The sequence below is a fragment of the Actinomadura macra NBRC 14102 genome (assembly GCF_001552215.1).
In the GTDB taxonomy this organism is placed as follows: Bacteria; Actinomycetota; Actinomycetes; order Streptosporangiales; family Streptosporangiaceae; genus Spirillospora; species Spirillospora macra.
This window is the reverse complement of the sequence record NZ_BCQT01000009.1, coordinates 215,755-236,464: the sequence shown is the minus strand read 5'-3', so window position 1 is coordinate 236,464 and position 20,710 is coordinate 215,755. Positions and strand designations below refer to the sequence as shown.

General features: G+C 68.7%; 24 protein-coding genes. 13 read left to right on the top strand and 11 right to left on the bottom strand.

Annotation, left to right across the window (positions count from 1 at the left end):
* Positions 1 to 12: 12 nt before the first annotated feature.
* Entirely contained in the window at positions 13 to 390 is a 378-nt protein-coding gene (locus tag AMA02S_RS41730) for a hypothetical protein (RefSeq protein WP_157430585.1), read from the bottom strand.
* Positions 391 to 1,083: 693 nt separating this feature from the next.
* Here AMA02S_RS41730 and AMA02S_RS14900 point away from each other — a divergent pair.
* From AMA02S_RS14900 to AMA02S_RS14875, 6 genes are all read left to right on the top strand, one after another.
* Positions 1,084 to 1,725: a DUF222 domain-containing protein gene (locus AMA02S_RS14900; protein ID WP_067458023.1), complete on the top strand. Its 642-nt coding sequence runs from the start codon at positions 1,084 to 1,086 to the stop codon at positions 1,723 to 1,725.
* Entirely contained in the window at positions 1,691 to 2,029 is a 339-nt protein-coding gene (locus tag AMA02S_RS14895; RefSeq protein ID WP_157430584.1) for a hypothetical protein, read from the top strand. The genes AMA02S_RS14900 and AMA02S_RS14895 overlap by 35 nt, the downstream gene beginning before the upstream one ends.
* Before the next feature lie 147 nt (positions 2,030 to 2,176).
* Positions 2,177 to 2,359 (top strand): hypothetical protein, encoded by a 183-nt coding sequence (locus AMA02S_RS43500; RefSeq protein WP_218004968.1) that lies wholly within the window; start codon positions 2,177 to 2,179, stop codon positions 2,357 to 2,359.
* Positions 2,360 to 2,569 carry a dienelactone hydrolase family protein gene (locus tag AMA02S_RS43495; RefSeq protein ID WP_067458014.1) on the top strand — a complete coding sequence of 70 codons (210 nt, stop codon included), beginning with the start codon at positions 2,360 to 2,362 and terminating at the stop codon, positions 2,567 to 2,569.
* A 222-nt stretch (positions 2,570 to 2,791) separates the two neighbouring features.
* Entirely contained in the window at positions 2,792 to 3,628 is an 837-nt protein-coding gene (locus AMA02S_RS14880; RefSeq protein ID WP_067458011.1) for an IclR family transcriptional regulator, read from the top strand.
* 98 nt (positions 3,629 to 3,726) lie between these two features.
* Positions 3,727 to 4,071 (top strand): VOC family protein, encoded by a 345-nt coding sequence (locus AMA02S_RS14875; protein ID WP_067458009.1) that lies wholly within the window; start codon positions 3,727 to 3,729, stop codon positions 4,069 to 4,071.
* On the opposite strand, the gene AMA02S_RS40280 is transcribed toward AMA02S_RS14875, so the two are convergent.
* The gene (locus AMA02S_RS40280; RefSeq protein ID WP_084265163.1) at positions 4,072 to 4,245 is read right to left on the bottom strand and encodes a DUF397 domain-containing protein; all 174 of its coding nucleotides are present in this window, start codon (positions 4,243 to 4,245) and stop codon (positions 4,072 to 4,074) included.
* On the bottom strand, positions 4,242 to 5,054 hold the full coding sequence (locus AMA02S_RS14870) for a helix-turn-helix domain-containing protein (RefSeq protein ID WP_067458006.1): 813 nt from the start codon (positions 5,052 to 5,054) through the stop codon (positions 4,242 to 4,244). Before AMA02S_RS14870 ends, AMA02S_RS40280 begins: the two co-directional genes overlap by 4 nt.
* A 154-nt stretch (positions 5,055 to 5,208) precedes the next feature.
* Between AMA02S_RS14870 and AMA02S_RS14865 the strand changes: the two genes are divergently transcribed.
* The 5 genes from AMA02S_RS14865 (at position 5,209) to mug (ending at position 10,436) form a co-directional block, all read left to right on the top strand.
* Entirely contained in the window at positions 5,209 to 5,580 is a 372-nt protein-coding gene (locus AMA02S_RS14865) for a hypothetical protein (protein ID WP_157430583.1), read from the top strand.
* Between the two features lie 204 nt (positions 5,581 to 5,784).
* Complete coding sequence (locus AMA02S_RS14860) at positions 5,785 to 8,613, top strand: aconitate hydratase (protein WP_174550959.1); 2,829 nt, start codon at positions 5,785 to 5,787, stop codon at positions 8,611 to 8,613.
* 101 nt (positions 8,614 to 8,714) lie between these two features.
* A complete protein-coding gene (locus AMA02S_RS14855; RefSeq protein WP_067457996.1) occupies positions 8,715 to 9,656 on the top strand; it encodes an aldo/keto reductase in 942 nt (313 codons plus the stop codon).
* Positions 9,657 to 9,683: 27 nt separating this feature from the next.
* Positions 9,684 to 9,860 carry a hypothetical protein gene (locus AMA02S_RS42870; RefSeq protein ID WP_169806828.1) on the top strand — a complete coding sequence of 59 codons (177 nt, stop codon included), beginning with the start codon at positions 9,684 to 9,686 and terminating at the stop codon, positions 9,858 to 9,860.
* Positions 9,861 to 9,869: 9 nt separating this feature from the next.
* A complete protein-coding gene (gene mug, locus AMA02S_RS14850; RefSeq protein ID WP_067457993.1) occupies positions 9,870 to 10,436 on the top strand; it encodes a G/U mismatch-specific DNA glycosylase in 567 nt (188 codons plus the stop codon).
* Positions 10,437 to 10,440: 4 nt separating this feature from the next.
* Here the strand turns inward: mug and AMA02S_RS14845 are convergent, their stop codons facing one another.
* The 5 genes from AMA02S_RS14845 to idi all read right to left on the bottom strand — a co-directional run bounded on the left by AMA02S_RS14845 (position 10,441) and on the right by idi (position 14,841).
* On the bottom strand, positions 10,441 to 10,881 hold the full coding sequence (locus tag AMA02S_RS14845) for an ASCH domain-containing protein (protein ID WP_067457990.1): 441 nt from the start codon (positions 10,879 to 10,881) through the stop codon (positions 10,441 to 10,443).
* Between the two features lie 182 nt (positions 10,882 to 11,063).
* Complete coding sequence (locus tag AMA02S_RS14840) at positions 11,064 to 11,903, bottom strand: carbohydrate ABC transporter permease (protein WP_067457987.1); 840 nt, start codon at positions 11,901 to 11,903, stop codon at positions 11,064 to 11,066.
* A complete protein-coding gene (locus AMA02S_RS14835) occupies positions 11,900 to 12,790 on the bottom strand; it encodes a carbohydrate ABC transporter permease (protein WP_067457985.1) in 891 nt (296 codons plus the stop codon). The genes AMA02S_RS14840 and AMA02S_RS14835 overlap by 4 nt, the downstream gene beginning before the upstream one ends.
* Entirely contained in the window at positions 12,787 to 14,091 is a 1,305-nt protein-coding gene (locus AMA02S_RS14830) for an ABC transporter substrate-binding protein (protein ID WP_067457983.1), read from the bottom strand. The genes AMA02S_RS14835 and AMA02S_RS14830 overlap by 4 nt, the downstream gene beginning before the upstream one ends.
* Before the next feature lie 162 nt (positions 14,092 to 14,253).
* Positions 14,254 to 14,841 (bottom strand): isopentenyl-diphosphate Delta-isomerase, encoded by a 588-nt coding sequence (idi, locus tag AMA02S_RS14825; protein WP_067457975.1) that lies wholly within the window; start codon positions 14,839 to 14,841, stop codon positions 14,254 to 14,256.
* Positions 14,842 to 15,006: 165 nt separating this feature from the next.
* Between idi and dxs the strand changes: the two genes are divergently transcribed.
* Positions 15,007 to 16,923 carry a 1-deoxy-D-xylulose-5-phosphate synthase gene (dxs, locus tag AMA02S_RS14820; protein ID WP_067458977.1) on the top strand — a complete coding sequence of 639 codons (1,917 nt, stop codon included), beginning with the start codon at positions 15,007 to 15,009 and terminating at the stop codon, positions 16,921 to 16,923.
* Positions 16,924 to 16,961: 38 nt separating this feature from the next.
* On the opposite strand, the gene AMA02S_RS14815 is transcribed toward dxs, so the two are convergent.
* The 3 genes from AMA02S_RS14815 to AMA02S_RS14805 form a co-directional block, all read right to left on the bottom strand.
* Complete coding sequence (locus tag AMA02S_RS14815) at positions 16,962 to 17,327, bottom strand: hypothetical protein (protein ID WP_067457974.1); 366 nt, start codon at positions 17,325 to 17,327, stop codon at positions 16,962 to 16,964.
* Between the two features lie 115 nt (positions 17,328 to 17,442).
* Positions 17,443 to 18,786 (bottom strand): FAD-dependent oxidoreductase, encoded by a 1,344-nt coding sequence (locus tag AMA02S_RS14810; protein WP_439951597.1) that lies wholly within the window; start codon positions 18,784 to 18,786, stop codon positions 17,443 to 17,445.
* Between the two features lie 14 nt (positions 18,787 to 18,800).
* The gene (locus AMA02S_RS14805) at positions 18,801 to 20,321 is read right to left on the bottom strand and encodes an amino acid permease (RefSeq protein ID WP_067457970.1); all 1,521 of its coding nucleotides are present in this window, start codon (positions 20,319 to 20,321) and stop codon (positions 18,801 to 18,803) included.
* A gap of 145 nt (positions 20,322 to 20,466) precedes the next feature.
* Between AMA02S_RS14805 and AMA02S_RS41725 the strand changes: the two genes are divergently transcribed.
* The gene (locus AMA02S_RS41725; protein ID WP_157430582.1) at positions 20,467 to 20,640 is read left to right on the top strand and encodes an ABC transporter permease; all 174 of its coding nucleotides are present in this window, start codon (positions 20,467 to 20,469) and stop codon (positions 20,638 to 20,640) included.
* Positions 20,641 to 20,710 lie beyond the last annotated feature (70 nt).

Here is a 20,710-nt window from a genome sequence, read left to right as displayed (position 1 = left end):
ACACGGACCGCTTCACCACACGGACCAGACGCTGAGACCTTCCTCGCGAAGGGTCGGCAGTGACTGTCCGCTCGACACCGAGCCGAGATCGCCGCCCGAGCAGTCCTTGCCCGTCAGCACACCAAGAACGATCGGGATGCCTCTTGCTCCCCCGTAGGTGTTGGCGACCGACCGCAGGGGAAACGGAGGGTTCAAGCACCCTGCACCCACGCCGAAGGTCGTCATCTTTCCGGTGAACTCGGGCCCTGACCAGCCACAGAGTGATCTGGGCGGACACTTTTCGAGACTGCTGATACTCTTCGGCGCCGCAGACGCCAGCGACGACGGCAACACGACCGCCGCCGCGACCGTCGCCACGGTGAGCGACACATGACCCAAGGTCCGCCGCATGAATGAACTCCGTTCTGGTGTGGTGTTGTGGCTTCACATGATCACCTTAGATTCCCGTGCCGTCCACTGGCGAAGAGAGATTTCCTGAAAGGGACAGCACTTCTGGTCATTTTGTGTTGGCCGTCCGCTGTGTCGTCTCCCGATGTGTTCGTGTCGTTCGGATGCTGTCATTCACTGCCCTTGCGCCAACGTTGCCGACGCCGCCGACGGGACGCATGGATTGGATGCGCTGGGGTTGTGAATGCATCGGTCCCCTCTTGTACGGCGTCCCGTCCCGTTGGCCGTCTGGCCTGGGTGGGTGGGGTGTCGCGCTCTCAGTGCTGCCGTCGGCGTCGGCGTCGCGTCGTCCGCACTGCCGGTCGGTGGTGGGGTGTTGTGGTGTGAGTTGCGCCTGGGCTGGTGATGTCCAGGTCGGGTTGGTTCGGTGGTCGGTTGGTGTTGATGGCCGTGTGGAGGTGGTCTCGGGAATCTGTCTGCGCGCGCTGCGCGCGAAAAGCCGTCGCCTAGGAAAGGTGGTGGCCGCGGGTTTCTGTCATGGGTGCGGTGTTGTGGATGCAGGTTAGGGATTTAGCTTCGCGCTTCAACTTTTGTGTTCGTCTGCCCTGCGGGCTCTGGAGTGGAGTTGCTCTTAGGTTGTGTAGTTGTTGGGTGTGGTGACATTGATATGGCGTGTCTGAATTGTGGTGTGATCGAGTGGCGATCTTGCTTTACAATAGGAGTGAGATGGCGGGCTTAATGGGGGGTGATCTCTTGTCGGTGGCCGTCGAAATTGGGTCTGGAACACGTGAGTGGAGCGGCCCGGAGTGGTTTCCGCCCGGCCCTCAGCTCGCGGTCTGTCTGGCTGGCCGAAACGAACGCCTGGCCGATCTGTCCGACGACGGGCTCTTGCAGGTCGCCGCGGCCGCGCGCCGCCAGACGTCTTGGGCGCAGGCCCGCGAGTTGGCCGCGATCGCCGAACTCGCGCGCCGCCGCGAGGATGCCGAGACTGCGGGGGAGTCTGACTACCGGATTCTGTCCGCGTACGAGTCGACCATTGAAGAGGTCGCCGCCGCGCTGACGGTCACCAGCAACACGGCCGCCACCCTCGTCCACATCGCCGGTCGGCTCACCGGTCCTCTGGCCGCCACAGGAGAGGCTTTGGAGACCGGGCAGATCGATCTGGCGAAGGCCCGCGTCATCTGCGACGCGCCGAAGCCCTTCCCGACGACGTGCCGGACGGCTCGAAGCCGCCATCCTCGATACGGCCCCGACCCAGACCACCGGCCAACTGCGCCGCCGGATCAAGCGCATCGTCCGCCGGTTGGCCCCCGAAACGATCGAGGAACGCGCGCGTGAGGCGGTGGCCAGGCGCCGCCTGGAGTTGTGGGAGACACCGTCCGGGACCGCTGACCTGCCTCTGCGCGACCTCCGCCCCGAGGAGGCCCGGGCCCTCTTCAACAAGATCACCGCGGCCGCGCAGGGCCTGCGCAAGGACGGCGACCGCCGCCCACTCGATCTCATCCGCGCCGATCTGGCCACGCGACTCCTTCACGGCGAACCAATGCCTGATGCCGTTCGCACCCTTCTGATCAGCGCTGACGGTGACCGCGAGGAACTCGCCACCGCCGATGCCGTCGGAGGGACCGCGAGCCCGCCGTGATCCCGGTACTGGCCGCCACGGTCCACCGGCATCTGACTCGCGTCCGCCGACGGTGCCCGTCCGACGACCTACCCGCCGCGATCGTCAGCGCCGTTCAGCACCCTTGACCACGGGTTCGAGTTGCAGGAGCGGGTCGGCTGGTCGACGGTGATCAAGCGAGCTCGGCGGGCTCTGGAAGAGCTGCCGGACGAGACCATCCTCGCCGGACTCTCCATGGGCGGCGGTGTCCTCTCCGAGGTGTGGGCCGAGCGACCTGTCACCGTCGGTGTCCTGCTCCTGCACGCCACGGCCGAGATCCCCGCGTCCGTGCGGCCAGGACTCCGGATCTAGATGCACGCCGCCGAATCCGACCAGTTCGCCCCGCCGGAGCGCGTTGCGCGCATGATCCAGGCGGCGGGGGAGACCGGGGCCGACCCGGAGATCTTCCGCTATCTGGACGCCGGTCATTTCTACACCGGCCATCACTCTTCCGATTACACCCCTTCGGCGGCGGAGCTGACCTGGGGTCGCGTGCTGGACTTTCTCGGCCAGATTCATTGACCTGGCTACCCTCGCCTGGGGAATGGGTGGGGTACAGGACGTTGGGTCGGTATCCAGACGCGCTGTCCTTCCTTTCCGCATCGTCGGACTCCGGTGCGGCTACGCCCCCGCGGTGCCGCCTCCGCCACGGTCGCTGAGATAGGGGCGGGACCACCAGAGGCGCGTGTCACTGAGTGACCCGGCCGGTGGCATTTCGTCCGCGCAGACCCGAACATGTGGGGTATGGACGACCACACCGTCGCCGGACGTGTCGTTGCCGTGCTCGACGCGGTCGCCGTCCGCGGCCAGCCGGTGACGCTGGCCGATCTGACCCGCGAGGTCGGCATTCCCAAGCCCACGGTCCGCCGCATCGCCGCCGACCTGGTCGCCCGGAAGATGCTGCAACGGTGCGCCGACGGCCGTTACCGGCTGGGGACGCACTTACTGGATCTCGGGACCCGCGCGGCGGTGCAGCATGGTCTGCTTCAAGCCGTCACCCCGTACGTGCAGGACTTGTTCGCACGCACCGGGGAGATCGTATGGGTCTGCCTGACGGACGGCTCCGCGGTCACCTTCATGGCCAGTGCCTTCGGCGCCAACCGAGCCCCTGACATGCAGCGTACTTGCTGGCCGCAGGACTTTCGCAGTGCCGCGCTGCAAAGCTCGGCCTTGGGGCGCGTGCTGCTGGCCGACCGGCCCGACCTGCTGGAAGAACTGCGTGGACGTCCGCCGGTTCCGCAGACCCCGCACGCCACTACGTCCTGGCCCCGTTTCCTCGCCGGAGTCCAAGCCGTGCGCGACACCGCGATCGCGGTCGAGCATCAGCAGTGCCTGCTCGGGTTCAGTTGCGTCGCGACCGGGCTGCGGGGCCCGGACGGATCGTTGATCGGCTGTATCGGCATCACCGGACACACTGGCAGTTTGTCCACCCAGCGCCTGACCCGCCCTCTGCTGGCCGCGGCACACAACATCAGTCGATGCGCCCGAGCCCTGCACGAGGAGCCCGAGTCCTTGGGCCATCGCGCTCCAGTTCGGGCAAAGGGGGCATTCGGTGTGGTTGATGAGGACGACAGGTTCTGACTGGACCAGCGATGTTCTCGCGGAGCCCCGCGCGGTCTGTCTGGGGGCCGCTGTGCTAGTTGTGGGACAAGTGATCTCGATCTCACGTGGAGACTTCGATGGTGGTTCGCCGCGTCGTACCCAACGCCCAGGCCGCGCCGGGCAGCCAGGAGTTCTATGGGCTGTTGGGGCTTGAGGAGGTCATGAATCACGGCTGGATCGTGACGCTTGCCTCCCCGTCGAGTCCGGCGGCTCAGATCAGCTTCATGACCAGTGACAAGACCGCACCGGTCAACCCCGATCTGAGCATCGAGGTGGACGATGTGGACGCCGTCTATGCGGCTCTGCAAGAGACCGGGGCGGAGATCGTGCACCCCCTGCAGGACGAGGAATGGGGAGTGCGCCGTTTCTTCGTGCGTGACCCCAACGGACAGGTGGTCAACGTGCTGGGCCACCGGGGATAGTCAGCGCTTCAGCCCTGTGATCAGGGTCGCGAAGTCGTCGCGGCTGACGACGAGCCGGGGGCCGTTCGGGTCCTTGCTGTCGCGGACGCCGACGCTGCCGTGGAGGCTCGCGACTTCCACACAGTCGGACTGTCCGGTGGTGCCGCTGCACGTCGATCTGCGCCACTCGGTCATGGGTACTTCTCCGATTCGGCTTTCAGAAGAGCCCGAGATGGACCAACCGGGAGGGCAATGTCGCTGATCCAGTCGTACCTTACTGCGATCTCTTGGACGTCGAAGGGGTCCATCAGGAACCGACCGTGGGTCGCCGCCTCGGTGTAGGCGAGGTCGCGGTCGCCGACCGTCAGGAGCTTGAAAGAACCGTTCAACCCGGGATGCGCGCCGGCCTGGTTCTCCACGATCCGGATGCTGACGTGCTGTAGTTCGCTCAACTCGACCAGATGGGCGAACTGCCCGCGCATGGTGTCCGGCCCGCCGACCAGTTGAGTGACGGCCACCCAGCTGAGGAACGCGGACACTCGTGGTGGCCTGGGTTTGCCGAACACCGCTGCCTGCCGTGCGATTCGCTGTTCGAGTGCGATGTCTGGATTGTTCTCGGTGCCCGCCGTCAGGGCGGCGCGCGCGTAGTCGGGCGTCTGGAGTAGGCCGGGGATGACGGACGCCTCCCACATCCGTATCCGCGTCGCGCGGGCCTCGTACTCCGACAGTTCCACGAGCCAGTCGCCCTCGTCGGCCCGTTCGGCGAAGCCGATCAAGTTCGTGAACATGCCGTTGGTGTTCCAGCGGCGGTCGATGATCTCCGCGTGCCCTCGCTTGAGGCGGAGCCGGTTCGATTCGTACCGGGAGACCGTCGAACGGTCGCAGCCGAGGACGTCGGCCAGCGCCTGGCCCGACATGTGGTGCGCCTCGCGGTAGCGGCGCAGATGGACGGCGATGAAGTGCCACATCGATCGTGCTGGGTCGAGCGACTCCCGCGCGTGCATGGGGGCTCCCGTCTGTAGCGAATAGTGACGGAACGTAGCGACCTTAGCCCGGAGCGTGCACGCTTGGCAGTCAATCGACTTGACGCGCACGGCTCGCGCGGGCGGGACGGCTCGATCGTGGTGCGTGTCTGCGCAACGAAGGAGGCATGGTCACATGGGTGAGGCTTCATTGACGCGCTGCCGGATCCGGCGGAAGATCCGTCTTCGCTACCTGAGGTGGCGGACGGAACGGAACCGTGACGTGGTGCTGCGGTGCCTGGACTCCCTCGCTCTCGCGTTGGAGGCGGGCGGGTGGCGGTGCGTGAAGACCTACCACGCCGAGACGGCTCCCGTTCGTGTCCCGTTGCTGCGGGTGTACGGCACCGCCGTCACGGCCACGCTGTGCGTCATGGCGTTGCCCGGCGGACAGTGGGGCTTCCACGAGGCGCCGCGCGGGCATGGGGGATTCCTGTGTCACTGCGAGGGAGACGTCCAGCACGCCGCGCAGGTCATCGACGGATTCCTGCGGGAGCGGTCGGTGCGGTGAGCCGGTGGCGCGGCCAAAGTAGCTTGATGTCGAGATAAATTCCAGGTAGCTTGACATCAAGAGAAAACCTGCGGAAGTTAGGCGGACCTGATTCCCGGTCGGAAGCCTGACTAGGGCAGGATCAAGGGAGATGAGCATCCGCCCCGCCGCCTCATGAGCGCCCGGGGCGGTCATGAGGATCGAGTTGACAAGCGCCGCGCGATCATGTCCCGGACCGGACGCGCGGCGGCGACGGAGGAGGAGTCCGTGTCCGCGAACAGCTTCGGCAGCTTGAGCAAGCTGCAGGTGGGCGGCAAGTCGTACGACATCTACCGGCTGGACGCGGTCGAGGGCTCGGCCCGCCTCCCGTACAGCCTCAAGGTGTTGCTCGAGAACCTGCTGCGCACCGAGGACGGCGCGAATGTCACCGCGGAGCACATCCGCGCGCTCGCCGGGTGGGACGCGCAGGCGCAGCCGAGCAAGGAGATCCAGTTCACGCCCGCCCGCGTGATCATGCAGGACTTCACCGGCGTGCCGTGCGTGGTGGACCTGGCGACGATGCGGGAGGCGGTCCGCGAGCTGGGCGGGGACGCCAAGCGGATCAACCCGCTGGCGCCTGCCGAGATGGTCATCGACCATTCGGTCATCGTCGACTACTTCGGCTCGCCGGACGCCTTCGAGCGCAACGTGCAGGTCGAGTACCAGCGCAACAAGGAGCGTTACCAGTTCCTGCGCTGGGGGCAGACCGCCTTCGACGAGTTCAAGGTCGTCCCCCCGGGGACGGGCATCGTCCACCAGGTGAACATCGAGCACCTGGCCCGCGTTGTGTTCGACCGTAACGGCGTCGCCTACCCCGACACCTGCGTCGGAACCGACTCGCACACGACGATGGAGAACGGCATCGGCGTGCTGGGCTGGGGCGTCGGCGGCATCGAGGCGGAGGCCGCGATGCTCGGCCAGCCGATCTCGATGCTCATCCCGCGCGTGGTCGGCTTCAAGCTGACCGGTGAGCTTCCCGCGGGGACGACGGCCACCGACCTGGTGCTGACCATCACCGAGATGCTGCGGGGGCACGGCGTCGTCGGCAAGTTCGTGGAGTTCTACGGCGAGGGCGTGCAGGCGCTGCCGCTGGCGAACCGCGCGACGATCGGGAACATGAGCCCCGAGTTCGGGTCCACCTGCGCGATCTTCCCGATCGACGACGAGACGCTGAAGTACCTGCGGCTGACCGGGCGGAGCGACGAGCAGATCGCGCTGGTCGAGTCCTACGCCAAGGAGCAGGGGATGTGGCTCGACCCGTCGGTCGAGCCGGAGTTCTCCGAGTACCTGGAGCTGGACCTGACGACGGTCGTGCCGTCCCTGGCCGGCCCGAAACGCCCACAGGACCGCATCTCCCTTTCGGTCGCCAAGGACACCTGGCGCCGGGACGTGCAGAACTACGTCACGAGCATCCTGGGCCCGGCGGACGAGGCGTCCGCCGAGAGCTTCCCCGCCTCGGACTCCCCGGCGATCAGCCACGACGGCAACGGCGACAAGCCGCGCGAGGTGTCGCCCGACGGGTCCAGCCGGCCGCACAAGCGGGTCCCGGTGACCCTGGACGACGGGACGAGCTTCGAGCTGGACCACGGGCATGTGGCGGTCGCGGCCATCACGTCCTGTACCAACACCTCCAACCCGTACGTGATGATCGCCGCCGCGCTGCTGGCGAAGAACGCCGTCGAGAGGGGCCTGACCCGCAAGCCCTGGGTGAAGACGTCGCTGGCGCCCGGGTCACAGGTCGTCACCGACTACTACGAGCGCGCGGGCCTCACCCCGTACCTCGACAAGATCGGTTTCAACCTGGTCGGGTACGGCTGCACGACGTGCATCGGCAACACCGGGCCGCTGCAGCCGGAGATCTCCAAGGCCGTCAACGACAAAGACTTGGCGGTCACCGCGGTCCTGTCGGGCAACCGCAACTTCGAGGGCCGCATCAGCCCGGACGTGAAAATGAACTACCTGGCCTCGCCGCCGCTGGTCATCGCCTACGCGCTGGCCGGGACGATGGACATCGACATCCTCAACGACCCCATCGCCGAGGGCACCGACGGCCCGGTCTACCTGCGCGACCTCTGGCCCGCGCCCGAGGAGGTCGCCTCGATCGTCGAGTCGTCCATCGGCCAGGAGATGTTCGTCAAGGACTACGCGGACGTGTTCAAGGGCGACGACCGCTGGCGCGGCCTCGACATCCCGACCGGTGACCTGTTCGAGTGGGACCCCTCGTCCACCTACGTGCGCAAGGCCCCCTACTTCGACGGGATGGGCGCCGAGCCGGAGCCGGTCACCGACATCCACGGCGCCCGCGTCCTGGCGAAGCTCGGCGACTCGGTCACCACCGACCACATCTCCCCGGCCGGGTCGATCAAGGTCGGCACGCCCGCCGCGCAGTACCTCCAGGACCACGGTGTCGCGGTCAAGGACTTCAACTCCTACGGCTCGCGGCGCGGCAACCACGAGGTGATGATCCGCGGGACGTTCGCCAACATCCGGCTCCGCAACCAGCTGCTGGACGACGTCGAGGGCGGCTTCACCCGCGACTTCACCCAGGACGGCGCGCCGCAGTCCTACATCTACGACGCCGCGCAGAACTACGCCGCGCAGGACACGCCGCTCGTGGTCATCGCGGGCAAGGAGTACGGCTCCGGCTCGTCCCGCGACTGGGCCGCCAAGGGCACCGCGCTGCTCGGCGTCCGCGCGGTCATCGCCGAGTCCTACGAGCGCATCCACCGCTCGAACCTCATCGGCATGGGCGTGCTGCCGCTGCAGTTCAAGGACGGCGAGTCCGCCGCGTCCCACGGCCTCACCGGCACCGAGACCTTCGACATCACCGGGGTCACGGCGCTGAACGAGGGCGGCATCCCGGAGGAGCTGACGGTGACGGCCACGGATCCCGCCGGGCACGGAGCCGGCAAGGAGTTCACCGCCGTCGTCCGCATCGACACCCCCGGCGAGGCGGACTACTACCGCAACGGCGGCATCATGCAGTACGTCCTGAGGAACCTCATCGGCAAGTAACGCGCGACGCCGAGCGGGCCGCCCTCCGATCGGGGGGCGGCCCGTGAATGTTCCGGTCCCGGTCGGGAATGGCCGCCGCGCCCCGGGGATTGCATCAGTACATGGCTGACATCACCAAGAAGATCGGCGACCTGGACGTCTTCCCGCTGGCGCTCGGCGGCAACGTCTTCGGCTGGACCGCGGACCGGGACGCCTCGTTCGCGATCCTGGACGCCTACACGGGGGGCGGTGGCAATCTGATCGACACCGCCGACGCGTACTCGTCCTGGGTGGAGGGCAACGGCGGCGGCGAGTCCGAGACGATCATCGGCGAGTGGACGGCGTCGCGGGGCAACCGCGGGGACATCGTCATCGCGACCAAGGGCGGCCGCCACCCCGAGCGCCAGGGACTGGCCGCTTCGACGATCAGAGCGGCCGTGGAGGATTCGCTCCGGCGGCTGCGCACCGACTACATCGACCTGTACTACACCCACTTCGACGACCCGTCGGTGCCCGTCGAGGAGATCCTCGGCGCGCTGGACGCGTTGGTCGCCGCGGGCAAGCTCCGGCAGATCGCCGTGTCGAACATCGGGCTCGACCGGTTGGAGGCGTCGTTGGCCTTCAGCGAACGCGAGGGGACGGCCCGCTATGTCGCGATCCAGCCGGAGTACAACCTGGTGGCCCGCGACGGCTACGAGGGAGCGCGGCGCGACCTCGCCGAAAGGTACGGCCTGGTCGCCTTGCCGTACTACGGTCTCGCCTCGGGTTTCCTGACCGGGAAGTACCGTCCGGGATCCACGGTGGACAGCGCGCGCGCCGGAAAGGCGGCCGCTTACCTGGAGACCGAGCGCGGGCCTAAGGTTCTCGCCGCTCTCGACGCAGTCGCCGACGAACAAGGTGTCCCGATCGCAACCGTGGCCCTGGCCTGGCTGGCCGCCCAGCCGACCGTGGTGGCCCCGATCGCCAGCGCCAGCACCCTCGATCAGATCCAGCCCCTTCTGCAAGTGCCCGGGACGGAACTGACCCGCGACCAGTTGAAGGCCCTCACCGACGCGTCCGTCTGACCTTGGGGGACGGTAAGGTCCGGCTTTGTGCCGGATATTGACTTCATCCTCGTCCGGGGTCTGGCCGCGCTGCTCGGCGCGATCGTGCAGGGCAGCGTCGGCCTCGGCTGGGCGTTCGGCGGCGTCTCGCCGGGACGCCGTTCGGCTGCGGGCGGCCCTGCTGGTGGTCGTGGGCATGTCGGCGGTCGTCCTGATCGTCCGTAGTCTGGTCTGATGCGACCCGCCGAGCGCCCCACCAAGGCCGACCTGGAGGCCGCCCGCGACCGCGTCATCCCGGACGTCCTGCCTCCCGACGGCGGAACGCTCCGTGTGCTGTTCTGCGGCATCAACCCCGGCCTCTACTCCGGCGCGACGGGCCATCATTTCGCGCGTCCCGGCAACCGGTTCTGGCCCGCGCTGCACCGTTCCGGCTTCACCGACCGCCTCCTGGACCCCTCCGAGCAGCATCTGCTGCCGGGTTACGGTCTTGGCATCACCAACCTGGCGCAGCGCACCACCGCCCGCGCGGACGAGCTGACCGGCGCCGAGCTCCGCGAGGGAGGCCGCCGCCTCACCGCGCTCGTCGAGCGCTGCCGTCCCGCCTACCTTGCCGTCGCCGGGGTCACCGCCTACCGCACCGCCTTCGGCCGTCCCCGCACCGCGATCGGCCCGCAGGAGGAGACGTTCGGTCCCGCGGGGCTCTGGGTGCTGCCCAACCCGAGCGGCCTGAACGCGAGCTGGACCCTCGACAGGATCGCCGCCGAGCTCACCCGCCTCCGCCACGCCGCGGACGGGGCGTGAACCCTCAGCGGGTGTGGTGCAGGGAGGTCGCGGCGGCGAACATCGCGTCCACCGCGGTGACGAGGGAGGGCTTCGGTTCCCAGAGTCCGGGCCGGCCCAGCGCGACGATGGGACGGGGCAGGGCGCGGACCGCCGTCAGGTGGTAGTGGTGGGCGCCGCGGTCCGCCCAGGGGCCGCACTCGCAGGCGGCCCCCGTGACGGCGGCCGAGCAGACGTGGGAGAGGTCGGCGACGGCGATGACGGCGCCGATGGTGGCGAGCGGGTCGCGCGGATCCCAGCCGGCGGCCTGGATCAGCGGGGAGTCGCACGCCTTCAGGTCGACACGCATCGAGGCGTGGACCAGGAGCGAGCCGCGGTAGGCGGTCGGCAGCGCCTGGTTCCAGACGGTCTTGCCACCTCGCGCGATGGCGAACGCCCAGGGCTGCTGAACACTGATCGCCTGCACGCGGTCACCTCCAGTGCTCGACCCTGCCTCCGCTGCGCGGGACGATGCCGTGAGAGTAGGCGCATCTTGGCCGATATGCCAACGGAGTGGGCGAGTATGTGTCGACATTGATCAGTTATGGGACGCGCGAAATTCTCACGTGGTTGTCGCGATCACTACGCGTACCAGGGTCCATGTGGCCGTCAGCCCTTCAGCGCGCCCGCCATGAGCCCGCGCATGAAGAAGCGGCCCAGGAGCAGGTAGACGAGGAGAGTCGGAAGCGAGGCGAGCAGCGCCGCGGCCATTTGCTGGTTGTACTGGACGGCGACCGCACCCGAGCCCGCGGTGTTGTTCAGCATGACGGTGACCGGCCAGCTGTCGGGCGCGCCGAGGAACACCGCGAACAGGAAGTCGTTCCACATCGAGGTGAACTGCCAGATAAGGGTCACCGCGAACGCCGGCGCCGATACGGGCAGGACGATCGACCAGTACGTCCGGAGCATCCCGGCACCGTCCACCCGGGCGGCCTCAATCAGTTCGTCCGGAATGGTCACGTAATAGTTGCGGAAGATGAGCGTGCAGATCGGGATGCCGTACACGACGTGGGCGAGGACGAGCCCGCGGATCGTCCCGACCAGCTCCATGTCGGTCAGCAGGCCCGCGAGGGGGATCATGACGGCCTGGTACGGGATGAACATCCCGAACAGGAACAGCGTGAACACGGCGTCCGCGCCGGGAAAGCGCCACTTGGCCAGGACGTAGCCGTTCAGCGAGCCGAGCACCGCCGAGATCAGCGACCCGGACACCGCGATCTTGACGCTGTTCTCCAGGCCGGGCCGCAGCGTCTCCCAGGCGGCGCTCCAGCCGGACGTGCTCCAGTGGCTCGGCAGGTTCCACGCGCTGCCCGGGTCGGCCTCCTGGAGCGGCTTGAAGCTGGTGACCAGCAGGACGTACACCGGCATCAGGAAGAGCAGGACGAACAGCAGCAGGATCGCGGGCCGCACGATCCGTACCGTCCTGCCGGAGGTGGTCGCCGCCGTCATCGCGTGCGCTCCGCCCGCACTGACCAGACCAGATAGGGGACCACCAGCAGCGCCACGGCGAGCAGCAGATAGGTGGCGATGGTGGCGCCGTTGGCCGGGTCGTGCCGGTCGAACACCTCGACGTACGTCGCGATGGCCGGGACGTAGGTGATGATCTGCTTGCCCGCGATGGCCATGATGAGGTCGAACACCTTCAGCGAGATATGGCCAAGGATGATCAGTGCGGACAGCGTCACCGGGCGGAGCTGCGGGAACACCACGTAGCGATAGACCTTCCACTCGGACGCGCCGTCCACCCGGGCGGCCTCGCGCAGTTCCTCGGGGACGCTCCGGAACCCGGCGAGATACAAAGCCATGACATAACCGGACATCTGCCAGATGGCCGGGAGTGCCATCGCCGCCATGCCCCAGTCCGGGTCCTGCCACCAGTCGTTGGCCAGCGCTCCGAGGTGCAACTCACCGAACAGCTGGTTGAGGCCGACGGCCCGCTCGGGCGGCGCCGGGTTCATCAGCCAGCGCCACACCACCCCGCTGGCGATGAACGAGATCGCCATCGGGAACAGGTAGACCACCCGGAACGACGCCTCGCCCCGGATGCCCTTGTCCATCAGGAACGCCAGGAACGCGCCGAGCAGCAGCGCGCCGAGCACGAACACGGCGGTGAACAGCAGCGCGTGCTTCACCGCGCCCGGCCAGCTCGGCTGGTCCCACAGATCGACGAAATTCTTCCCCTTGTCGAACTTGTAGGGGGAGACCTCGTCATGCCTGCCGCTCAGCGCGACCCGCGTGTTCCAGAAGATCAGCCCGTAGACGAACAGGCCGATCGCCACGATGGACGGGGAGACCAGGAGTAGACCGGGCAGCCAACTGCGGGCCCGGCGGGTCATTGACCGCTGTTCTTCGCCGCGCTCACCAGGGACGCCTGCAGCTTGCCCACGTCCTTGTTCTGCAGGAACAGGCCCACCGCCGTGTCGATGTCGGTGTGCTGCTTCTTGCTGGCGTTCACCCCGTGCCAGAACGAGCCGGCCAGCTTGACGCCGGGCCTGTTCCACTCGTTGAACGCATACTCCAGGTAGCCCTTGTAGAGCGTCTTGTCGGCGTCCTTACGGGCGGGGATGGAACCCTTCTTCGGGTTGAAGAGATCCTGCCCCTCCTTGCTGGACGCCTCCTTCAGCCACGCGAGCGCACCGCCGCGGTGGGGTGCGCCCTTGGGCAGGGTGAAGGAGTCCGACAGCCACATGTAGGTGCCGTCGGTGCCGGGGGACGGGGCGTACCCGAAGTCGGTATCGACCTTCTTGGCGAGGCCGTTGGGCGCGCTCCCGGTGAAGTACCCGTAGGCCCAGTCGCCCATGATGTTGAACGCGGCCTTGCCGTCCACGACTGCCTTCGCCGCGCCCTGCCAGTCGGTGGACGCCGCCTCCAGCGTCGTGTACTTCATGATCTCGGCGAAGTCGGCCAGGGCCTTGCCGACGGCCGGGGAGCCCCAGTCGGCGCCCGGCTTCCACAGCGCGTTGTAGGCGTCCGTGCCGAGGTCGCCGAGCAGGACGCTCTCCAGCAGGTGGTCGGCCGTCCACTGCGCGCCGAGCGACAGCGGGACCTTCTTCGTCTTCTCCTTGACGGCCTTCAGGCCGGTGATGAACTCGGCGATCGACTTGGGCGGCGCGGAGATCCCGGCGTCCTTGAGGATGCCCGGGTTGTACCAGAGCATGTTGGACCGGTGGATGTTCACCGGCACCGAGTAGATCTTGCCCTGGTAGGTGATCTGCTGGAGGAGCTGCTCGGGGTAGGCGGCCTTGAGGTTGTTGTCGTCATAGAAGGAGTCCAGCGGCTCGATCTGCCCGGCCTTGATGTAGTCCAGCAGTTCGGCGCCCGCGTGGCCCTGGAACGAATCCGGCGGCTTGCGGTTCTGTAGGCGGCTGGCCAGCACCGCTTGGGCCTGCGTGCCCGAGCCGCCCGCGATGGCGGCGTTGGTGAACTTGGTGCCGGGGTTCTTCTTCTCGAAGTCGGCCTTCATCGCCGCGAGACCGTCGGCCTCGCCGGGGCCGGTCCACCACGAGAAGACCTCGACCTCGGACGTGTCGTTGGACCCCTTGGAGTCGTTCCCGCCGCAACCCGACATGGCCAGCGCGCCGGTCATCGCCACGGCCGCGACGGCCGTCCAGCGCCGGCTGGGTGCCTGTCCTCGCATCGCCCGTCCTTTCGTTGCCCCGGAAAACAAAGCCTCCGATCGGTCGGGTCAGCGGGTCAACAGCGCACATCGAAAAGTGATCTCGCGGTTATCGAGCGTCGCCCCCGCCGGGCCGAGGGCACGACGGGGGCGACACGGGTCAGAGCGCGGGACGTTGGCGGGTCACCAGCCGAGGGCGGGCGGGAGCGGGGCGGTCCCCGCGTCGGGCCAGTCCCGCGGTTCTCCCAGCGGGGCCAACTCGGCCAGTTGCAGCCGGTACCAGGGCGAGGACTCGGGACGGTCGACCAGGTCGAGGCACTCCTTCCACGTCCACCACTCGGCGGCCTCGACCTCCGCGCGGTTGGCCCGGACGGACGTGCCGGCCGGCACCGTGGCGCGCACGACGGGGCAGCGTTCGTGCTCGACCGTCCCGTCGTCGGCGACGGCGCGGTAGTGGAAGCCCGGCAGGACGGGCGTCAGGGATTCGAGTGATTCATCCAGTAGGCCCAGTTCGTCACGCAATCGCCGGATCACCGCACCGCGCAGTCCCTCGCCGGGGCCCGGATGCCCGCAGCAGCTCCCCGTCCAGACGCCGGGGAAGGTCCGCTTCCCGAGCGCGCGTTGGGTGATCAGAACACGACCCTCCGTATCCACCACATAGCAGGAAAAAGCCAGGTGATACGGGGTGTCTCTATGGTGACTCTCTGCTTTCGGAGCGGTACCGACGGCTTCGTCTTCCGCGTTGAGCAGCACGATCTCTTCGACGCCCATGCTCTGTTCCTACCCCATCGCGGTCCCGTGGGTCAGTTGTTTCACACCCGTGGGGGAGGCGGGGTGCGGCGCGTCGTGGGCGAACCGGGATTAAACTCGGAACGGCCCGAGACCAGGGGAGCCCCGGGAGTGGGGGCGATGTCCCCGACGGAGGAGTTGACACGCGTGAGCCTGCTGGAGTCGATCACGGGTCCCGAGGACCTCAAGCGACTGGACGCCGGGCAGTTGCCTCGCCTCGCAGGGGAGATCCGCGAATTCCTCGTCGAGGCGGTGTCCAAGACCGGCGGGCACCTCGGCCCGAACCTCGGCGCGGTGGAGCTGACGATCGCCCTGCACCGGGTCTTCGACTCGCCGCACGACAAGATCCTCTTCGACACCGGGCACCAGGCGTACGTCCACAAGATGCTCACCGGACGGCAGGACTTCGACCTGCTGCGCCGCCGCGGCGGCCTGTCGGGCTACCCGAGCCGCGCCGAGTCCGAGCACGACATCATCGAGAACTCGCACGCCTCCACCGCCCTGTCGTACGCCGACGGGCTCGCCAAGGCGTTCCAGCTGCGCGGCGAGGACGACCGGGCCGTGGTCGCGGTCGTCGGCGACGGCGCGCTGACCGGCGGCATGTGCTGGGAGGCGCTGAACAACATCGCGGCGGGCGTCGACCGGCCGGTCATCATCGTCGTCAACGACAACGGCCGGTCCTACTCGCCGACGATCGGCGGGCTCGCGAGCCACCTCGCCGACCTGCGCGTCACCCAGGGCTACGAGCACGCGCTCGACCTCATCAAGAAGACCGTCCCCCGCGCACCGGTGGTCGGCAACGTCGCCTACGAGGCGCTGCACGGCATCAAGAAGGGCCTCAAGGACGTCCTACAGCCGCAGGCGATGTTCGAGGACCTCGGCATGAAGTACGTCGGCCCGATCGACGGCCACGACGAGGACGCCGTGGAACGTGCCCTGCGCCGCGCCCGCGGGTTCGGCCGCCCGGTGATCGTGCACTGCATCACCACCAAGGGACGCGGCTACGCGCCCGCCGAGAACGACACCGAGGACTGCATGCACGGCGGTGGCGCGTTCGACCCCGTCACCGGGAAGTTCCTGCCCAAGAAGGGCGGCACCCCCTGGACGAGCGTGTTCGGCGAGGAGATGGTCGCGATCGGCCGCGAGCGCCGCGACGTCGTCGGCATCACCGCCGCCATGCTCTACCCGGTCGGGCTCGCCCCGTTCGCCGAGGCGTTCCCGGACCGCAGCTATGACGTCGGCATCGCCGAGCAGCACGCCGTCACCTCCGCCACCGGCCTCGCCCTCGGCGGCCTGCACCCGGTCGTCGCGCTCTACGCGACGTTCCTCAACCGCGCGTTCGACCAGGTCCTCATGGACACCGCCCTGCACCGCCAGCCCGTGACGTTCGCGCTCGACCGCGCCGGTGTCACCGGTGACGACGGCGCCAGCCACAACGGCATGTGGGACCTGTCGATCCTGCAGCTCGTCCCGGGCCTGCGCGTCGCCGTCCCCCGCGACGGCGCCCGGCTCCGCGAACTGCTGCGCGAATGCGTCGCCGTCTCCGACGGGCCGACCGCGATCCGCTACCCCAAGGGTCCCGCGCCCGCCGACATCGAGGCGATCGGGCAGGTCGGCGGCATGGACGTCCTCGCCCGGCACGACGGCTCCAACGGCACCCGTGTCCTGCTCGTCGCGGCCGGCTCGATGGCGGGGCCCGCGGTGGAGGCCGCCGGGCTCATCGCCGCGCAGGGGATCGGCGTCACCGTCGTCGACCCCCGCTGGGTCAAGCCGCTCGACCCGGCGTTGCTCGACCTCGCCCGCGAGCACGCGCTCGTCGCCGTCGCCGAGGACAACGGCCGCACCGGCGCCGTCGGCGACGCCGTGGCCCGGCTGCTGCGCGACGCCGAGATCGACGTCCCGATCCGCACCTTCGGCATCCCCCAGGAGTTCCTCGACCACGCCGCGCGCGCCGAGATCCTCGCCGACATCGGCCTCACCCCCCAGGCCCTCGCCCGCGAGGTGACCGAATGCGTCGCCCGCGCCGGCGCGTCCGAGACCCACGAGCCCGCCACGTCCGACTAGCGCCGGAAGGCAGGCCCGGCTCCACCCGCGGGTCCCGGCTAGACCCCCTCGGCGGACACCAGGTGCCAGAAGTGGGTGATGGACGCCGCGGAGGTGCCGAGCTCGCGGCCGGAGTACGTCCACCGGCCGCGCAGCCGCCACGGCCGCCCGGTGCCGTCCTGGACGAAGACCTGAAGAGGGAAACAGGCGTCATGCGCGCGGATGACACCGCTCGGATCGACCGAGGGGCGCAGGTCGGGCTCGCCTTCACAGCGCACGCCCATGACGGACGTGCGGGGGTCCTGGCGCAGGAGCCCCTGCGTCAGGTCGTACACCAGTACGGAGACGTAGTCCGGACCCAGCCACCGCAGATCGGGCAGTGTCGCGGGCGGGGGAAACCCGTACAGTTCTGGACCGCCGGTCACATGCCGCACGGTAGCGTCCCCGTCACACTCCCGTCACTACCTGCGGGATGGTTTTTGCCTGGATGGCGACCTCTGGCAGTTTGGTCCTCACCCGGTAGGTCTCGACCCCGTCCCCCTAATCCCCTCTGCACGCCTTGGTCATGGCCTCCCAGCGGGCCAGCTTCACGCGCTCACCGCGATCGAGACTGCGGGCCAGAGCGATCTCGGCAGCGTCCAGATTGAGCCAGTCGGCATAGGTGACGACGGGAAGGTCGCGCGCTTCGAGAAGTTCCTCGATGGTGCCGCCGGGGGCCGTCCGGTCGCCCGAGAGATCGTCCAGGAGGTTGCGGACGGTCTCGGCGGCGTCGGACTTGTTGGTGCCGACGACGCCGGTCGGGCCGCGCTTGATCCAGCCGGCGACGTACTCGCGGGGGACCCGGGTGCCGTCCGGGGCGAGGATGCGGCCGCCGTCGTTCGGGACGACATAGGCGCGTTCGTCGAACGGGATGCCCTCCAGGGGGACGCTTTGATAGCCGACGGAGCGGAGCACCATGCCAACGGGGAGCGTCTCGTACTCCCCGGTGCCGGTGACGCGGCCGGTCTCGTCCAGGCGGGTCTTCTCCAGGCGCAGGCCCTCGACACGGTCGGTGCCGAGGATCTCGATAGGGGCGCGCCAGAAGCGGACGTCGATGTGCCGGGGCCGGTCGGCGGGCTCACCCGTCCAACCGCTGAGGACCTTGATGTTGCCGCGCACGTGCCGGTCGCTCTCGGCCAGCGCGGCGCTGGCGGGGTCGAGCTCCATGTCCTGCGGGCTCACGTGGATCGCCGCGTTCGGGAGCTCGCCCAGCTCGCGGGCCTCCTTGGTGGTGAACTTGGCCTGGGCGGGGCCGCGGCGACCGATCATGTGGACGCGGCGGACCCGGCTGCGCGCCAGCGCCTCGATCACCTGCTCGGGGACGTCGGTCTCGCGCAGCTCGTCCGCCGTCCTGGCGAGGATGCGGACGACGTCCACCGCGACGTTCCCGACGCCGATCACCGCGACCTCCTCGACCGACAGGTCGAAGACGTGGTCGGCGGCGTCGGGATGACCGCAGTACCAGTTGACGAAGTCGGTGGCGGCGATGCTGCCGGGCAGGTCCTCGCCGGGGATCGCCATGTGCCGGTCGACCATCGCGCCGGTCGCGTAGATCACGGCGTCGTAGCAGTCGAGCAGGTCGGCGCGGGTGAGGTCGCGGCCGAGCTCCAGGCAGCCGAAGAACCGCACTCCCTCGCCCTCCAGCACCTTCTGCAGGTACCGGGCGATCGCCTTGATCGACTTGTGGTCGGGCGCGACGCCGTAGCGGACGAGGCCGTACGGCGTGGGCAGCCGGTCCAGGACGTCCACCCGCACGTTTCCGCCGGTCTGCTTGACGAGCGCCTCGGCGGCGTAGAGTCCCGCCGGGCCTGAACCGATCACGGCGACGCGCACAGGTTCTGCCATGCCGGCCATTCTGCCTACGCGGAGGTCGAATTGACAGGTGGGTCAGGCTGCGACGGGCAGTGTTGCGACTGCCGTTCACGCAGGCGGCTGCGGCGGTGCCCGTAGGTGAAGTAGATGACGGCGCCGACCGCGAGCCAGGCCAGGAACCGCAGCCAGGTGTCCACCGGCAGGTTGATCATCACGAACAGGCAGGCCAGCACGGACAGGACGGGGACCAGCGGCACCAGCGGCGTGCGGAACGCGCGGGGCAGTTCCGGCCGCGTCCGGCGCAGGATCAGCACGCCGACCGAGACGACGAGGAACGCGAAGAGGGTGCCGATGTTGACGAGTTCGGCGAGCTTGGCCAGCGGGATGAGCCCGGCGATCGTCGCGACGATCACGCCCATGATCACCGTGGAGCGGTAGGGGGTACCGAAACGCGGGTGGACGGCCGACAGCCACGCCGGAAGCAGCCCGTCCCGGCTCATCGCGAAGAACACGCGGCTCTGGCCGAGCAGCAGGATCAGCACGACGGTGGTGAGCCCGGCGACGGCACCGATGCTGATCACCGTGGAGAACCCCGGATGCCCGGCGGCCTTGAACGCCTCCGCGAGCGGCGCGTCGACGCTCAGCTGCTTGTAGTTCTGCATTCCGGCGACGACCACCGACACGGCCGCGTACAGGACGGCGGTGATGACGAGGGAGCCGATGAGCCCGATCGGCAGGTCCCGCTGGGGCCGGCGGGCCTCCTCCGCGGCGGTGGCGACGATGTCGAAGCCGATGAACGCGAAGAAGACCACCGCGACGGCCGCGAAGATGCCGAGCCAGCCGTAGCTCACCGGCGTGACCCCGAACAGCACCTGCATCAGCGGCGCCGCCCCGCCCTCGACGGACGGCGTCGACTCCGACGGCGGGATGAACGGGTGGTAGTTCGCGCCCTTGACGAAGAACAGCCCGGCGACGATCACCAGCAGGACCACGAACACCTTGACGGCCACGATCACCGCGTTGACCCGCGATGACACCTTCACCCCGAGGACGAGCAGCCCCGTCACGGCCAGCACGAGAAGGATCGCCGGAACGTTGACCACGCCGCCGGACTCGCCCGGCGGATGGATGATGGAGGCGGGCAGGGTGACGCCCGCGTCGTCCAGCAGCGACACCGCGTACCCGGACCAGCCGACGGAGACGACCGCGGCGGCGAGAGCGAACTCCAGCACGAGGTCCCAACCGATGATCCACGCGGGGAACTCGCCGAGGGTGGCGTAGGAGTAGGTGTAGGCCGACCCCGCGACCGGGATGGTGGAGGAGAACTCGGCGTAGCACAGTGCGGCGAGACCGCAGACGATCGCCGCGAGAACGAACGAGATCGCGACCGCCGGACCGGCCTTGTCCCGGGCGACCTGGCCGGTCAGCACGAAGATCCCGGTACCGATGATCACGCCGACCCCGAACACGACGAGATCCAGCGCGGACAGGTCCCGGCGCAACTGGTGCCCCGGCTCCTCGGTGTCGCGGATCGACTGCTCGACCGACTTGGTGCGCAGCAGGTTCATGGCTCGGAGCTCCTCCTGGCCGGTCTTCGGGGCCGACACGCCTATGCCCGTATGTGCGCGCTTTATGATCAGGCGAAACACAGGTTTCCCGTGGCCTGCGTGGACGCCGGGAACACTCTGTCCTCGCCGGTGTCTCGGCACCTGCGTGGCGGTCGTGGTGGTGGCGGCGGTATCGGCGTCGCGGAACTGGACGCCGGTCATGGACCCGGTCCTCGTCGTGACCGCACCGTTGATCGGCACGGTCACCGGGCTCGTCGCGGGGCTCTATCCCGCGCTGAAGGCCGCGCGCATCGAGCCCGTCCAGGCCCTCAACCGCTGACGGATGGCCCGTGTCCACCTCGGGACACCGGATGACGGAGGTCGGCGTGACCACGCTCTTGTACGCACCG